Origin of the sequence: Tanticharoenia sakaeratensis NBRC 103193 (assembly GCF_000963885.1) — a bacterium.
GTDB classification, from domain to species: domain Bacteria; phylum Pseudomonadota; class Alphaproteobacteria; order Acetobacterales; family Acetobacteraceae; genus Tanticharoenia; species Tanticharoenia sakaeratensis.
Genome location: NZ_BALE01000010.1, coordinates 104,783 through 120,264 on the forward strand (window position 1 = coordinate 104,783; position 15,482 = coordinate 120,264).

Sequence of the window (15,482 nt, forward strand, 5' to 3'; positions counted from 1 at the left end):
CGATGGGCCACGCCCTGTGGCCAGCGGCTGGCTCACTGGTCGACCCGGACGACATCGTCTGAACAGAAACAACGCGACGGCATCTGAAAGCGACGGAGTACAACTGGACGTGGCGCAGACCCAAAGACGGCATCATTCCGCCTCACGCCGTGGCAGACGGCAGGGCGCCGCCGCCGCAGGCCTTGCGATCGTAGCCTCCTTGAGCGGATGCGCCTCGGTCCCGACCGGCATTCAGACCATCGGCCACGACCTGTTCGGCCATTCGACCCTGGCGCTGAGCGGCTATGTCGGCACTGTCGTCACCGACGAGCCCCAGGCGGCCCTGACGGGACGCGAGGTTCTGGTGCGTGGCGGCAATGCGGCCGATGCGGCCGCCGCCGTCGGTCTGGCGCTCAGCGTCACCCTGCCGTCCCGCGCATCGCTCGGCGGTGGCGGTGCCTGTATCGCGGCCAAGCCCGGCGAGCCTGCACAATCGTTCCTGTTCCTCCCGGTTGCAGGGTCCGCGCCCAATGCCGGCGATCGTCCGGCTGCGGTACCGATGCTCGCGCGCGGTCTGTATCTCATGCAGTTGCGCTACGGCAGCGTCGACTTCAGCGATACCGTGGCCCCGGCCGAATCCTTGGCGCGCAACGGCATCACCGTCAGTCGCGTCTTCGCGGGCGATCTCGCGGCCGTGCAGTCCGCGCTTCTCGCCGATGACAACATCCGCAGCACGTTCACGCGTGCCGACGGTTCCGTGGTCCAGTCCGGCGACACGCTGGTGCAGCCCCGGCTTGCCGCGTTCCTGAGCCGTCTGCGCGCGCAGGGCGTTGGTGATCTCTACGATGGTCCGCTGGCCCATCTGTATGCCCAGGCGGCCACGGCCTCCGGCGGCGGCCTTGATGCCAGTGACCTGCGACGTGCACTGCCGTCCCAGACCAGTACCCTTCATGTCACCGAAGGCTCCGTCACCGCGGAATTCGTTGCACCGCCCGCCGATGGCGGTCTGGGTGCGGCCAGCGTGTTCGCAAGTCATGGAGCCCGGAGCGCCGACGGCGTCATCGCCGCATGGCGTGCCGCGCACCCCGAGAGCCAGTCCGGGGCCGCCGCCGTGAATACCGATGCCGCGGCACTGACAAGCGCGGCGCAGGCCGCTCTCGATTCGGGGGCAGGTGGTTCAGGCGCGCTCCCGGCGCTGCCGGCCACTACATCGTATGTCGTGGTCGATCGGTCCGGAGAAGCCGTCGCCTGCGCGCTGAGCGATGGAAATCTGTTCGGCACCGGTCGTATGGCCGGTTCGACCGGGATCGTGATGGGCGCCTCGCCGGCTCATGCGCCGGCCCCCGTGCTGCCTGCCGCCATCCTGCGTCGCGGCAGGGCGCTGAGCGCCGTGCTGGCGGCGTCCGGGCAAGGATCCGCCGCAACGGCCCTGGGCCATGCCGCCGTGTCCGAAGCATCCGGCGACACTCCGGAGCACACGGGACTCGGCCGCGTGAACAGCGCGATCTGCACCGGCAACGAACAGTGCCGTGGCGATACCGATCCGCGTGGTGATGGCCTTGCGACGGGTGACGCTCACTGAACTGCGAGAATCGGCCGCCCTGCGGCCGTCTTTCGATTGACTCTCCTGCCTGCTGCCGGTAAATGCGCGGGCTCTTGCGGGCCGTTCCCGGTTCGCGTCTTTTGTTTTCGTTACGAAATCGCCGACGATAGGGGCCCGAACCGTTATGAAGATCCGCAACAGCCTGAAGTCGGCCAAGGTCCGCGACAAGGATTGCCGCGTCGTGCGCCGTCATGGCCGCATCTATGTCATCAACAAGAAGAACCCCCGCATGAAGGCGCGCCAGGGCTGAAGCCCGGCGCATTCGATGCGATGAAAAAGGCCGCGGCAGGACCATCCTGCCGCGGCCTTTTTTCATGATGCATTCGGCCCTATCGTCCCGATGATGATGTCCAGAGCCGTTTGCCTCGTCCCGATCCTGGCCTGTCTTTGCGCCGTGAGCTCTGCGGTCCACGCACAGCCGTCCGCGCACTCCTCTTCGGCCGCTCCGGCGCCGGTCCCAAGCAAGCCACAGCCCCAGCCGCCGGCACAGGCCAAGACGTCAGGGCAGGGCAAGGCACCCGCAAAACCTGCGATTCCGCCCTTGCAGGATGCCGAACAGAAACTCGCCAACGCGACAGACTCGCAGCAGGCGCAGACGCTGGCGCGGCAGGCGGAGGCCCTGCGGCAGCGTGGGGTTTCGCCAACGGCCCAGCTTTTGATGCGCGACGCGCAGCATGCGCTCGAACAACATGACATGAAGACGGCCGAAGCCAGCATGGACGATGCGATCGTCCTGCAGCCCGATGCCGAAATCCTGTGGCGCTCGCGGGCCCAGGTGCGTGCGGATGCGGGTGATTTCGCAGGCGCCATCGCCGATCTGGGTGTGGCGCTGCAACATGATCCGGGCGACATCAATGCCTGGACGATGCTTTCGGATACGGAGTCCGACCGGCATGACTTCTCGGCGGCCTACGATGCCTACGAACATGTCCTGACCCTCAATCCGTTGGTCAAGGACGGGCACAGGCGACTGGACAAGCTGAAGGTCGCCCGCGACGGCCAGCCGCTCTGAAACGGAACCCGAGACCATTGTCGCCTGTTTCAGTTCCCGTCACACAGGAGTAGCCGATGTTCTTTCGTAAAAAGTCCGCCCCGCCGGCACCGCAGCCGACAGTTACGCCAGGCAACGCCAAGCCGGCCGCTGGTCGTCACATCGGTGGCCTGACCACGATCAATGTCGGCCTCACCGCGTTGGCCAGCATCGGGCCGCGCCGGTTCCGCCCCCATGCGCAGGCAGCCCTCGCCATGATCGCCGCCGCCCAGGCTCTCTGGACGCTGATCCGCAAGTCGTCCTGATCGGGCTCAGGGCACTGAGGCGTAATGCGCCGCCCGGTGCCCAATCGACTGTCAGGTCGTCTCAGGGGGCGGGATCGGTCATGGCTTCTATGCTTCCCTGTTCGATACGACGCATCCAGCTCTGTTCTCCTCCGGAACGAAACGGCCGGATACAGTAAGCTGACGCGCTTCGTTCATGGACACATTGTTGGCAGGCGCACGGGGCAGCGCAGGTCCATGTCAAAGTCGGGCAGAATTGTCTGGCAGTTTCTTCATGATCTCCGCGTTTACGGCGTCTCCCAAGCATATTCACACGGTCTGCAGGAGCTGCGAGACGCAAGCGCCATCGTCACCAGATCCAGGTCAGGGCGAGCGAACAGCATGCAGCCAGCTGCAACGAGAGGTGCGGCGCGGATCATGATGCTGGCCTTCGAATATATCTGTGCGCTTCATCTCATGCGGCGTCGCGGATCACATCGAGAGCCATAATAACGGCCGCCGGCCCGCCCTCACAGGAACGATACCGGGTCGATGTCGATGTCCACGCGGGCCTGAGCGGGGATCGTGACCCGTGCGCGCCAGGCCCGCAGGATCGGCTGCAGTGCGACGTTACGCGGGGCGCGCAGCAGCAGACGTCGCCGGTGGCGTCCGCGCAGCATGGCAAGCGGCGCCGGCGCCGGGCCGAGCACAGCAATGCCCGGCTGATCGGGCGCCGCATCGCCCAGCGCATTAGCCAGCGTGTCCGCGACGTCCGCGCTCGTCGCACTGACGATGAGGGCAGCGAGGCGACCATAGGGCGGCCAGTGCCCGGGGCGGCGCTGGGCAGCCTCCTGATCCATGAACGCGCGGAAATCCTGGCTGGCCAGCGCCAGCATGACCGGGTGATCGCAGGCATAGCTCTGCAGAAGCACATGCCCCGGCGCGGACGCGCGGCCCGCACGTCCCGCGACCTGATGAAGCAGCTGCACGGTGCGCTCCGCCGCGCGCAGATCGCCGCCGCCCAAGCCCAGATCGGCATCGACGACACCCACGAGCGTCAGATGCGGAAAATGCCAGCCCTTGGCGACGATCTGCGTGCCGATCACGAGATCGACTTCCCGATTGGAAATCTGATGCACCGCATGCGCCGTGGCATCCGGGGATCCCAGCGTGTCGGATGCCATGACCAGAATACGCGCGTCCGGGAAGCGGGCGCGCGCTTCCTCGAGGACTCGCTCGATCCCCGGCCCGATCGGCGTAAGGCTGCCGGCGGCTCCGCAACTCGGGCAGGTTTCCGGGATCGGCTCGACATGGCCGCAGTGATGGCAGGTCAGGATGCCCCGGGCGCGGTGCTCGACCAGCCAGGCCGTGCAGTTCGGGCACTGCATCCGATGGCCGCAGGACCGGCACAGTGTCAGCGGCGCATAGCCGCGACGATTGAGGAACAGCATGGCCTGTTCGCCCCGCGCCATCGTTTCCTCCATTGCCGTGACGAGGACGGGGGAGAGAAACGTCCCGCGTTCGGGCGGGTCGATGCGCATGTCGATCAGGGTGACGCTGGGCAGGGTCGCGCCGCCATGGCGCGATGTCAGGATCAGATGCCGGTACCGGCCGGATTCGACATTGGCGAGCGTCTCGAGGCTGGGCGTCGCCGACACGAGAATCGCGGGCACGCCGGAGAGGGAAGCGCGCACCACGCCCATGTCCCGGCCATGGTAGAAAAATCCGTCCTCCTGCTTGAACGCCGTCTCGTGCTCCTCGTCGATCACGACGACGCCCAGATCCCTGAACGGCAGAAACAGGGCCGATCGCGCGCCGACTACAACGCGCGCCTCGCCCGACAACACACCGTGCCACGTCGCGCGCCGCAGTCCCGGCGACAGGTCGGAATGCCACAGGGCCGGTGCCGTGCCGAAACGGCGCGCGAAGCGATCGACCCACTGGGCGGACAGCGCGATTTCCGGCAGCAGCACGAGCGCCTGACGGCCGGCCCGCAGCGCCTCGGCAACCGCCTCCAGATAGACCTCCGTCTTGCCCGAGCCGGTGACGCCTTCCAGAAGGATGCCCTGAAAGCGATCGGCTTTGACGGCATCAACCAGTACCTGCGCGGCCTCGGTCTGCTCCGTGGACAGGTCCGGCGGGGCGAATTCCGGATCGGGACTCGGGCTGCTTCCCACAGGTGCCATCGGCACCGATCGAAGGCCGCCCGCATCGGCCAGTCCGCGCACGACGCCTGAACTCACGCCCGCCATGCGGGCGAGATCTGTAGTGGTGAGCGGCACCGCCGACGCCTGCGCCAGGACGGCACGCCGACTGTCCGTCAGGCGCAGGTCGGGCGGCATTTCGCACCGGACCCACCCCAGCGCCGGCCTGGGCGCAGGCGACACCTGCATGCGCAATGCGGTCGCCAGCAGCAGGCCCGGCGGGGCAAGCGTGTAGGCCGCAACCCAGTCGATGAAGCGGCGCCAGCCGGGCGGAAACGGAGGCGCATCGCTCCGGGTGCACACGGCACGCAACTTGCTCGCCTCCACGACGCGCGCGGGTGGCGGGGCAAAGTCGGGCGGTGCCGCGCTCTCGTCGTCCCAGACGCAGCCGAGTTCCTCGCGCCGCCCCAGTGGCACGACGACGATCTCGCCCGGGGACAGCACCATGTCGTCCGGCACGCGATAATCGAGCGGACCCGGAAAAGGCAGCGGGAGCAGAACCTTGACCCGTGCGATGTCATCGACCGACAGTGACGGTTGCGCCGGTGTTGCGGTGCGCTTCGGCTTTTGCGCGCGCGGCGGTTGATCTAGGCTCGAAATCATGGACGCATCTTACCCGATCGCACGCATCCGTCTCCTGAAGGTCTGCCGGAAACATGTGCGGCGACCGAGGGGCAAATCTCCAGCGGATGGTTCGGCGGCGGAGGCGCGCGCTTCATGATGGCCGAGGATACCGTCGCGGGCTGGATCACGTTCCTCTCGCAGGAGCGTCGCGCCAGCGCAGCCACGGTCGCGGCATATCAGCACGATCTGTCCCGCGCTCTGGCGTTCCTGACGGAGCATCTCGGCGGTCCGCCGGATCTGGCGGCAATGGGACGCCTGTCGGTCGCGGATCTGCGCGCCTGGCTCGCGCACGAGAGCACGGCGCCCGGCAAGGCGCGATCCAATTCCACGCCGGATGCCCGAACCCGTACCCGCGCGCGTCGGCTGTCCGCGCTCCGGGCGTTCTATCGTTATCTCAACCAGCGGCATGGTATCGAAAATACGGCTGCCAGCCTGCTGCAGATGCCGCGCACCAAACGGCGGCTGCCGCGTCCGCTCGACGCGGACACGGCGCGCGCTGCACCGTCGGAAATCGCGGAACTCGGTCATACGCCGATGGCGCGGGCCCGCGATGTCGCGCTGTTCACATTGCTCTACGGCGCGGGTCTGCGCATTGCCGAAGCACTGGCGCTCGACATCGGCGATCTGGCACGACACGGCACGGGCATCCTGCGAATCCGGGGCAAGGGTGGCCGTGAGCGTCTGGTGCCGCTGCTGCCCGCCGTCTCCGACGCGTTGCGGGACTGGTGCACGCGGCATCCGAATCCGCAGCCCGATGCGCCGTTGTTTCCGGGCGTGCGCGGCGGCCGCCTGCAACCAGCCATTGCCCAGCGGGCGATGCGGGAATGGCGGGCACTGTCGGGTCTCGGCGGCCATGTCACGCCACATGCACTGCGGCATTCGTTCGCCACGCATCTGATGGAAAATGGCGCCGACCTGCGCTCGATTCAGGAATTGCTGGGCCATGTCAGCCTCTCTACGACGCAGACCTACACGCTGGCTGATGAAAAGCGGCTTCTGAAGGTCTGGTCGGACGCTCATCCGCGTGCCCATGGTGCACGCGATGCCAATGCCAGCCCTGGTGCGGGAACCGGAGAGCACGGCACGTGAAGAAACTGCCGCGCGTCGTCGGTATTCTGGCGGCGCTGGGTCTCATGGCTGCGGCCCCGCCGCGATGTGTGCTTCAACAGATCGCCGACGTGCCGCTGCGTGACGACGGTGGCTATCTCAGCATTCGCGTGCGGATCGGCGATCATGCCGCGAGCCTGCTGGTCGATACCGGTTCCGAAGGCAGCCTGATCACGCCCGAAGCCGCATCCGCGTTTGGTCTGACGCAGGACGCGGCGCATCAGACACGCGTGACCGGCACCGGCGGCATGACACGCATGGTGCCCAATGTCATGGTGCCGAATCTGGCTTTGGCAGAGAACCTGCAGCTCGGTCCGCTGTCACTGCCGGTCGGTGCCTTGCCGGGAAGTCCACGCATCGTGCCGGCTATTGCGGGATTGCTGGGTGGCGACGTGCTTGGCCAGTTCGACATCGTATTCGACGTGAAACGCCAGACACTCGCGTTCTGGCGGGTCAGCACGCCGAACGCGGCCTGTCGTTCGCCACCCGACTGGCATGGCCGCTATACGACGCTGATGCCGGAACGCGACGGCGCGCGCCTTTCGGTCGCGTTCACACTCGACGGGCAGACGGGGCGCGCATTGCTCGACAGCGGGGCGCGGTCGCGCATCGTGTCGATCCAGTTCGCGGCACGCGCAGGCGTGGATTCGGAGCAGCTTGCTCGCGACCCGGGCGGGACCACGAGCGGGATCGATTTTCGAGAGGCGCTCTATCACTGGCACCGGTTCGGAAGCCTGCGGATCGGCGACGATGCGCCGGTCCGCAGGCCGGTCCTGACCGTGGCGCCGCTGCATGACGATGCCGACATGCTGTTGGGCGCGGACTGGTTCGCGGAACGGCCCGTGTGGCTGTCCTATGCGACAAACCGCGTCTTCGTCGCACAGATGACGGAACGCGCGGCCGGGCAGGGCGCGCGCGTCAGCCCTTGAGCTTGGCGTTGCACTGGCTGTAGTAGCCGCCGCCCTTCTGGATCCACTTCAGGCCGCCATTGCCGCCGGATTCCTTGTTGGCGTGATACTGGTCGAGGCAGGTCTTCATGCGGGCCTTGCCGGCCGACAGCTTGCTGTACTGCGCAGAAACACTGGTCGGGAAGACGGCATTGCCCGATGCGACCGCGGCCGGCTTCGTGCCCAGCCCCGGACCCGGCTCGGCGGTCGCGGCCGGTGCCGTCGTGGGCTTTGCCGGTGCCGATGCCGCCGTGTCGGACGCCGTGGATGCGCCGGCGGCCGTCGGCGGGCTCGACGGCGCCGAAGCCGCGGCCGGTGTCGTGGCGGCGCACTGGCTGGCCTTGAAAGCCTTGTAGCTCTGGCCATTCAGCGTCTTGTCGGCTTTCGCCGCCTGGAACTTCGCGTGGCACTCCTTGGCGGTCAGGCCTGCGGCATGAGCCGGAAGGAGAGCCAGCGCGCCTGCGAACAACGTCACGGCGCTCAGTCGCGTGAGAACGGAAGATGTGGGCATCGTCGGTCGATTTCCTGTCGGGGTGGCATGAAGCGTGCGGGCGCGTGGTGCCGTCTGCAACATCACAGGATTACGCGCCGCCCACGAAGACACACAATGTTAATTAATGCGCTCCCCATGCAGAACCATGTCGAGACCCTCGAGTTCCTCTTCGGGTGTGACACGCAGCCCGATGGCGAGATCGATCAGCTTGAGCAGCACGTAGGTCAGCAGTCCGCACCAGACGATCGTGACCATCACGGCTTCAGCCTGCGCAATCACCTGATGGAGCGAACCCTGATAACCGGCGGGATTCGCATCGGTCGCCGACAGCGGGCCGAAGGCGAACACGCCCGTCAGCAGCGCGCCGAGAATGCCGCCCGTGCCGTGCACGCCGAATGCGTCGAGACTGTCGTCATAGCCGAGCTTGTGCTTGAGCCACGTCGCGCTCCAGAAGCACACGGCACCTGCGGCAAGGCCGATTACAAGAGCCGGCCCCGGCAGAACGAAGCCGGCCGCCGGCGTGATGGCGACCAGACCCGCGACCGCGCCGGAGATGATGCCCAGCGCCGTCGGCTTGCCGGTGCGGAACCGCTCCACCACCATCCACGCGATGCCGCCGCCGGCTGCCGCGATCTGCGTCGTCAGCATGGCCATGCCGGCGCGGCCGTTCGCGCCGACCGCCGATCCGGCGTTGAACCCGAACCAGCCGACCCAGAGCAGGGATGCGCCCACGATGGCGTAGGTCAGGTTGAACGGAGACATGTCATCCGAGCCGAGACCGCGACGCTTGCCGAGCACGAGGGCCGTCACCAGTCCGGCCACGCCCGAATTGATGTGTACGACCGTGCCGCCCGCGAAATCGATCGCGCCGAACTGGGCCACCCAGCCGAGCGGACTCCAGACCCAGTGCGCGATCGGCGAATAGACGACGAGCGACCAGAGGATCGTGAAAGCGCACAGCGCCGAGAACTTCATGCGCTCGGCGAACGCGCCTGCGATCAGCGCGGGCGTGATGATCGCGAACGTCATCTGGAACATCATGTAGACGCTCTCGGGGATCGTCATCGGCGTCGCGTTGCTCGACCCCGCCCCGAGGGTGAAGGCCGCATCCACGCCCTTCGACACGTTCGCCGCGATGCCGGACAGCATGAAGCGCGACAGGTCGCCGATCATCGGCGTGCCGGTCGAGAATGCGAGGCTGTAGCCGGCCACCATCCAGACGACGGTGACGATGCAGCAGATGGTGAACGACTGGATCAGCGTCGCCAGCACGTTCTTCTTGCGCACCATGCCGCCGTAGAAAAGGGCGAGGCCCGGGATCGTCATCAGCAGGACGAGCGCCGTGCTCGCCAGCATCCAGGCGGTGTCGCCCGTGTCGATCGCAGGCGTTGCGGCAAACGCGCCGACCGGGAAGCACAATGCCGCGCACGACAGGGCGGCGCGGGAAAGGACCGCGCGACAGGCAGCGCGGCCGGTTGCGGTCTGGATCACAGCGCGCCGTCTCCGGTCTCGCGGGTGCGGATGCGGATCACGCTGTCGAGCGTGCTGATGAAGACCTTGCCGTCGCCGATCTTGCCCGTGTGCGCAGCCTGCAGGATCACGTCGACCACGTCGTCGGCCACGGCGTCTGCGACGGCGATCTCGATCTTCACCTTCGGCAGGAAGCTCACGTGATATTCGGCGCCGCGGTAGATCTCGGTCTGGCCCTTCTGGCGGCCGAAACCCTTGACCTCGGTGACGGTCAGACCCTGTACGCCAAGCGGGGTGAGTGCCTCGCGCACGTCATCGAGCTTGAACGGCTTGATGATGGCGGTAATGAGTTTCATCGGAACCGATCTCCTAAGGCGCGCGCACGGACCGGCAGTCCCGGCCGCCATGGGCCGCGAACGGCCCCTGTCATGATGGTCCGACCATAGCCAAATTTATGCCGCTTGCGAACCGGCTTGCGCGCCGCCTTGGCGCGGGCCCGCGTTGGTGAGACAAGCGTGCGCATGACCGAGATCTGCATCAATGGCGCCGGCCCCGTCGGCGCAGCACTCGCCTGCCGCCTCGCCGCGTCGGGCTGGCGTGTCCTCGTGGTCGATCGGGCGGGCCTGGCCGAAGCCGAGGACCCGAGCCTCGACGGGCGCGCCTATGCGATCGCCGAAGGGGCGCGCCGAATGCTTGAGGCAGCCGGCGTCTGGCAGCATCTCGGCGCGATCCCGCAGCCGATCACGGAAATCCGCGTGGCCGACGGCCGCCCCGGCGAGCGGCCATCCGCCCTTGGCCTGCAGTTCGCATCCGACGATCGCCCGTCCGACGATGTGCCGTTCGGCTGGATGATCGAGGCGCGTGACCTGCGAACCGCCCTGAACGCCGCCTTGCGCACGCAGCCGCTCATCACTGTCGCGGCTCCTGACCAGGCCCGTTTTTCATTCGGGCGGGACGGCGTGTCGGTCGCGCTCAATTCGGGCGCGACCCACGAGGTCAGGCTCGCCATCGCGGCGGAAGGCCGCCGCAGTCCCCTGCGCGAGCAGGCCGGGATTGCCGTCACGCGCATTCCCTATCACCAGTGCGGACTGGTCGCGATGATCGGCCATGAGCGCCCCCATGACGGAACGGCACTCGAGCAGTTCCTGCCGCAGGGGCCCTTCGCCCGGCTGCCTATGCGCGGCACGGATGCCCATCCGAACCGTTCCGCGATCGTCTGGGCCGAAAGCGAGATCCGCGCGCGTCGTTATTACGATCTTCCCGATGCTGCATTCGCCGCCGAAATCGCCGAACGGCTGCGGGCCGAGGACACGGGCGCGATCACAATGGCGGGGCGTCGCTGGATCTATCCCCTGTCGGCGCAATATGCGCATTCCTATATCGCCGATCGGATGGCGCTCGTGGGCGACAGTGCCCATGGTATTCATCCGATTGCAGGCCAGGGGCTCAATCTCGGCTTTCGTGACGTGATCGCGCTCGCACGCACCCTGGGTGAAGCGCGAGGTCAGGATCCCGGAAGCCGCGACTGCCTCATGCGTTATCAGCGCGCGACACGGCCCGGCAATCTCGCCATGCTGGCGGCAACCGACGGGCTAGAGCGGCTGTTCGGCAACGACAACCCGGTTCTGCGCCTGGGCCGCGATCTCGGCATGGCGGCGGTCAACCGGCTCCCCCGCCTGCGTCGCGCCTTCGCGCGCCGGGCGATGGGTCTGTAGAAGGAAACGCGGACCATGGGCAACACGGTGCGCCTGATCTCGGATGCGAACCCGGACGGCGTGGATCTCGCAGCACTCTGGCGCGTGATGCGGACGCAGGCCAATGTGTGCTGCGACGTGCTCATCCAGGGCGTGTTCGCGACCGGCATCAACGATCATGCGACGTTCGCACAGGCCCTGTCGGCACTGCTCGGTGACAAGCTGGCGGATCGGGCGATTGCGGCCCCCGCGCTGGCGTCTCTCGTCAGTTCATGCCTGGCCGACGAACCGGCCATCGCCGATGCGGCCGCCTGCGACATGATTGCGACGTGCGAGCGCGATCCGGCGTGCCCGGACTACGTGACGCCGTTCCTGTTTTTCAAGGGATTCCACGCGATCCAGAGCCAGCGCGTGGCCAACTGGCTATGGCGCAACGGGCGCCGTCATCTCGCCTACCATCTGCAGAGCCGGATGTCGGAGCGCTTCGGTGTCGACATCCATCCTGCCGCAACGCTCGGCCGTCGTCTGATCTTCGACCATGGAACCGGGATCGTGATCGGCGAGACCTCGATCGTCGAGGATGACGTTTCGATGCTGCAGGGTGTCACGCTGGGCGGCACCGGCAAGGAGATCGGCGATCGTCATCCGAAGGTGCGGCGCGGCGTGCTGATCGGCGCCGGCGCCAAGGTTCTGGGCGCGATCGAGGTGGGCGAGGGCGCGAAGATCGGCGCGGGCTCGATCGTGCTCGAAAACGTGGCGCCTTTCACGACCGTGGTCGGCAATCCCGCGCGGCGCGTCGGAACGCGGCATACGGCATTGCCCGCGCTCACGATGGATCAGAGGCTGCCGCCCGTCGATTATGTGATCTGATCCGGCTCGGCAGGGGCGCGCAACCGCCTCCACCCGCCGCCCGTTGGCCGTCCGACGCCCGCGCCGGGTGACGAAGGTGAGGAATGCGAGCCTCATGAGCGATGATCTGCCCGTATCGGGCGCCAACCTGCCGCCGTCTCCCTTGGACGTGGGCACGGTCCGGAACGGACGTGTGACCTTTCCGAACTGGCGAGGGGATGCGGATCCGCCCGAGCCAGAGCCTCCGGCCCCGTTGCCGCCGGACGAGCGGGTCGGCTTTGCGATCATGGGTCTCGGGCGACTGGCGCTCGGACAGATCCTGCCTGCCTTTGCACAATGTCGCCTTGCGCGCCCGGTCGCCCTCATTTCCGGAGATGTGGAGAAGGCGCGTGTGGTCGCCGCACAGTACGGCATCCCGCCTGATGCCGTGTATGGCTACGACGAATGCGACCGGCTTTCGCGCAATGATGCCGTTCGTGCGGTCTATGTCGTGACGCCGAACGGCCTGCATCGCGAGCACGTCCGTGCGGTCGCGGCGACGGGACGGCATGTCCTGTGCGAAAAGCCGATGGCCAATACCAGCGACGAAGCCCGGGCGATGGTGGCTGACTGTGCGGCGGCAGGCGTGAAGTTGATGATCGCCTATCGCTGTCAGTACGAGCCTTACAATCGTGAACTGGCCGAGCACGTGCAATCGGGCCGGTTCGGCCGTCCCCGTCTAGTTGTCGCGACCAACACGCAGGTTCAGGGTGCTGCCGATCAATGGCGACACAAGCCGGCACTTGCCGGAGGCGGGGCGCTGCCGGATATCGGGCTCTAATGCCTCAACGGCGTGCGCACACTGCTCGGCGAGGAACCGCTGGAGGTCTCCGCACAGATGGTCCGCGGGGACGAGCGGATTGGCGAGCTCGACGAGACGATCGCCTTCACGCTGCGATTTCCCTCAGGCGCCATCGCCCAGTGCAGCGCCAGCTACGCCGCCTACGAAACCAAGGATCTCCGCCTCTACAGCGAGGACGGCGCACTCGAACTGGAAAATGCGTTTGCCTATACCGGGCAGCGTCTGTTCACCCGTCATCGTCTTGGCGATGCGCGTGGCGTGGAAGAGACGCGCCTGGCGCACGCAAGCGCGTTCGCTCAGGAAATCGATCATTTTGCCGATGCGATCCTGCATGATCGCGCACCGCAGACGCCGGGCGAGGAGGGCGTTCGGGATCATCTGCTGATGGAAGCGATCTACCGCGCAGCAGGGCTCGGGCATCCGGTGGATGTATCGGACATCAGCATATGAAGATGCTGATGCTGGCACTTGCCGTGCTGGCTGGAATAAGCAACCCGATCCAGTCGGCGGCCAACGCGGCGCTGAGCAAGACGGTCGGCCCGATCCTGACGGTGGCGGCGGTCTATGCCGTGGCGATCGTGACGCTGGTCCTGGTGGCGCCGGTTCTCGGTGTCGGGAAGCCCGCGAAATTCGCCGAGGTGCCGTGGTGGGCATGGACCGCCGGCCTCTGCAACATCATCTTCGTGCTGGTCGGGACGACGGTCACGCGCAAGATCGGGTCCGCGACCTTTGTCGTGACGACGCTGACGGCCGCGGTCATCGTCTCGATCCTGCTGGATCAGTTCGCAGTCATGGGCCTGCCACAGCGGTCCATCACGCTGTGGCGTGTCCTGGGCGGTGGCCTTGCAGTCGCGGGCGTCGTCATGGTGGCCCGAGGATAGGAGGTCAGGTGACCTCCCCTTCCATTTCCTCGCCCGGCAGATGGGCAGGCTCGGCCAGGGCGACCGCTGCCGACAGGATGCTCGAGCCGATGACGAAGCCTTCCGCCGACAGCGGCAATGCCGCGCCGCGGCCGAACAGCGAGATTGCCTGGGCTGCGACACCCTGACCGATCGAGCCGATGGCATAGCCGAGACCCATGCCGAACGAGCGCGTTTCCGACGGAAACCGCTTGGACAGGTAATGCGGCACGAGCGCGAACACGCCCGACGCGGCGGCGCCGATGGTGAAGGACGCAGCGCACAGGATCGCATAGGTCGGTCCGCTCATGAACGGCCAGGCAACCAGCACGACGATGGCCAGCGCCACCAGCATGACCCGTACATCGCCGAAACGTTCCGCGATTCGCCCGCAAACCAGCTTCCCGCAGAGTGATCCGATGCAATACAGCCCGACCGGCCAGAAAACCTGCGCCGGGGTGAGGTGGTGGGGACCGCGCAGGATGGTCGGATAGAACGTGAAGATCGCGGCCTTCTGAAATTCCAGAAGCGTCATGATGACGACGGCCTGAATCGCGGCGGCATCGAAGCGGAAACGAACGCGCGGTTTCCTGGTCGCGGCCAGCTTGTCGCGCGTCTTCAGCCAGACCGGGCTTTCACCCACGCCTGCGCGGATGAACAGGGCGAGCAGGGCCGGCGCCAGTCCGATGACGAACAGCCAGCGCCAGCTGTAATGCGGCAGCACGATCGCCTGAACCCCGGCCGCGACGAGATAGCCGACCTCGTAGCCCGACATCATGAGGGCCGAGGCCATCGGGCGCGCCCGCGCCGGCACGCTTTCCATCAGCAGGGTCGCGGACGCGGTCCATTCGCCGCCGAAGCCGATCCCGAACAGGAACTGCACGAGCACCAGAACCGAATAGGTCGTGGCGATGGCCGTCGCGCCGGAGAATGCGGCGAACCACAGGACGCCCGCCATGAACGCGATCCGGCGGCCGTAGCGATCCGAAAGCCAGCCCCAGCCGGTGTTGCCGATCGCGCGCCCGATGCTCTGGATCAGGAGCACGGTGCCCATGGCCTTGAGCGGGACGCTGAAATCATGGGCGATGTCGGGCATCGCGAGCATGAGCGCGGTCTGGTCGAACGCGTCGAGAAACCATCCCATGAAGGCTGCGAACGTCACGCGCCAGTGGGGACGCAACAGGGTCAGGGACCCGACGTCCTGCCTTCCGTGCGAGTCGGTGCGGGACATGGGCGGGGATACGGCAGTCTGGTCCGTCATGGCGAGAAATCCTGTCTGGCGGGCCGAAAGAGGGGCATGCATGGCGGAAAACCATGCGCCGTTAGGGGAGTGTTATCTTTTGCTCCCGCATACCGGGGCGATTGAGGGGCTGTGCCGGAAGCGGCGTCGCTCACCAACGCTCACGGGTCCGGCCAGATGCCGGGCTCCCTGTCATGAACGAGGTTGCCGCTTGGACGCTCTGGCTTGGGATGAAACACCTTCGCATCTTGCGGAGCCGCACGATAGACCGCCGCCCG

At 67.0% G+C, this 15,482-nt stretch carries 14 protein-coding genes and 1 pseudogene; 10 read left to right on the forward strand and 5 right to left on the reverse strand.

Features of this window, described 5'->3' with window-relative positions; all coding sequences use genetic code 11:
* The first annotated feature begins 109 nt into the window (after nt 1-109).
* The 4 genes from B8446_RS04340 to B8446_RS04355 all read left to right on the forward strand — a co-directional run bounded on the left by B8446_RS04340 (nt 110) and on the right by B8446_RS04355 (nt 2,878).
* Nucleotides 110-1,561 (forward strand): gamma-glutamyltransferase, encoded by a 1,452-nt coding sequence (locus B8446_RS04340; RefSeq protein ID WP_048847598.1) that lies wholly within the window; start codon nt 110-112, stop codon nt 1,559-1,561.
* Nucleotides 1,562-1,706: 145 nt separating this feature from the next.
* Complete coding sequence (ykgO, locus tag B8446_RS04345; RefSeq protein ID WP_048847602.1) at nt 1,707-1,832, forward strand: type B 50S ribosomal protein L36; 126 nt, start codon at nt 1,707-1,709, stop codon at nt 1,830-1,832.
* Between the two features lie 291 nt (nt 1,833-2,123).
* Nucleotides 2,124-2,594 (forward strand): hypothetical protein, encoded by a 471-nt coding sequence (locus B8446_RS04350; RefSeq protein WP_048847607.1) that lies wholly within the window; start codon nt 2,124-2,126, stop codon nt 2,592-2,594.
* A gap of 56 nt (nt 2,595-2,650) precedes the next feature.
* Nucleotides 2,651-2,878: a hypothetical protein gene (locus B8446_RS04355; RefSeq protein ID WP_048847609.1), complete on the forward strand. Its 228-nt coding sequence runs from the start codon at nt 2,651-2,653 to the stop codon at nt 2,876-2,878.
* Nucleotides 2,879-3,366: 488 nt separating this feature from the next.
* Here the strand turns inward: B8446_RS04355 and B8446_RS04360 are convergent, their stop codons facing one another.
* Entirely contained in the window at nt 3,367-5,643 is a 2,277-nt protein-coding gene (locus tag B8446_RS04360) for a primosomal protein N' (RefSeq protein ID WP_084712070.1), read from the reverse strand.
* 114 nt (nt 5,644-5,757) lie between these two features.
* Here B8446_RS04360 and B8446_RS04365 point away from each other — a divergent pair, with 114 nt between their 5' ends.
* Together B8446_RS04365 and B8446_RS04370 are read left to right on the forward strand one after the other, a co-directional pair.
* On the forward strand, nt 5,758-6,753 hold the full coding sequence (locus B8446_RS04365) for a tyrosine recombinase XerC (protein WP_048847610.1): 996 nt from the start codon (nt 5,758-5,760) through the stop codon (nt 6,751-6,753).
* The gene (locus B8446_RS04370; protein WP_148505837.1) at nt 6,750-7,700 is read left to right on the forward strand and encodes a retroviral-like aspartic protease family protein; all 951 of its coding nucleotides are present in this window, start codon (nt 6,750-6,752) and stop codon (nt 7,698-7,700) included. Before B8446_RS04365 ends, B8446_RS04370 begins: the two co-directional genes overlap by 4 nt.
* Here B8446_RS04370 and B8446_RS04375 read toward each other — a convergent pair.
* The 3 genes from B8446_RS04375 to B8446_RS04385 all read right to left on the reverse strand — a co-directional run bounded on the left by B8446_RS04375 (nt 7,690) and on the right by B8446_RS04385 (nt 10,037).
* A complete protein-coding gene (locus B8446_RS04375; protein WP_048847612.1) occupies nt 7,690-8,229 on the reverse strand; it encodes a hypothetical protein in 540 nt (179 codons plus the stop codon). The genes B8446_RS04370 and B8446_RS04375 overlap by 11 nt on opposite strands.
* 99 nt (nt 8,230-8,328) lie before the next feature.
* Nucleotides 8,329-9,645, reverse strand: a complete 1,317-nt coding sequence (locus B8446_RS04380; RefSeq protein WP_276325074.1) for an ammonium transporter — start codon at nt 9,643-9,645, stop codon at nt 8,329-8,331.
* A gap of 53 nt (nt 9,646-9,698) precedes the next feature.
* Nucleotides 9,699-10,037 (reverse strand): P-II family nitrogen regulator, encoded by a 339-nt coding sequence (locus B8446_RS04385; protein WP_048847614.1) that lies wholly within the window; start codon nt 10,035-10,037, stop codon nt 9,699-9,701.
* Nucleotides 10,038-10,202: 165 nt separating this feature from the next.
* Here B8446_RS04385 and B8446_RS04390 point away from each other — a divergent pair, with 165 nt between their 5' ends.
* From B8446_RS04390 to B8446_RS04405, 4 genes and pseudogenes are all read left to right on the forward strand, one after another.
* Entirely contained in the window at nt 10,203-11,396 is a 1,194-nt protein-coding gene (locus B8446_RS04390; RefSeq protein ID WP_048847616.1) for a UbiH/UbiF/VisC/COQ6 family ubiquinone biosynthesis hydroxylase, read from the forward strand.
* A gap of 15 nt (nt 11,397-11,411) precedes the next feature.
* Nucleotides 11,412-12,245 carry a serine O-acetyltransferase gene (gene cysE / locus B8446_RS04395; RefSeq protein ID WP_048847619.1) on the forward strand — a complete coding sequence of 278 codons (834 nt, stop codon included), beginning with the start codon at nt 11,412-11,414 and terminating at the stop codon, nt 12,243-12,245.
* Between the two features lie 265 nt (nt 12,246-12,510).
* Nucleotides 12,511-13,515, forward strand: a pseudogene (locus B8446_RS16750) (Gfo/Idh/MocA family oxidoreductase).
* Entirely contained in the window at nt 13,512-13,946 is a 435-nt protein-coding gene (locus B8446_RS04405; protein ID WP_048847621.1) for a DMT family transporter, read from the forward strand. The pseudogene B8446_RS16750 and the gene B8446_RS04405 overlap by 4 nt, the downstream one beginning before the upstream one ends.
* A gap of 4 nt (nt 13,947-13,950) precedes the next feature.
* Here the strand turns inward: B8446_RS04405 and B8446_RS04410 are convergent, their stop codons facing one another.
* Complete coding sequence (locus B8446_RS04410; RefSeq protein ID WP_048848027.1) at nt 13,951-15,225, reverse strand: MFS transporter; 1,275 nt, start codon at nt 15,223-15,225, stop codon at nt 13,951-13,953.
* Nucleotides 15,226-15,482 lie beyond the last annotated feature (257 nt).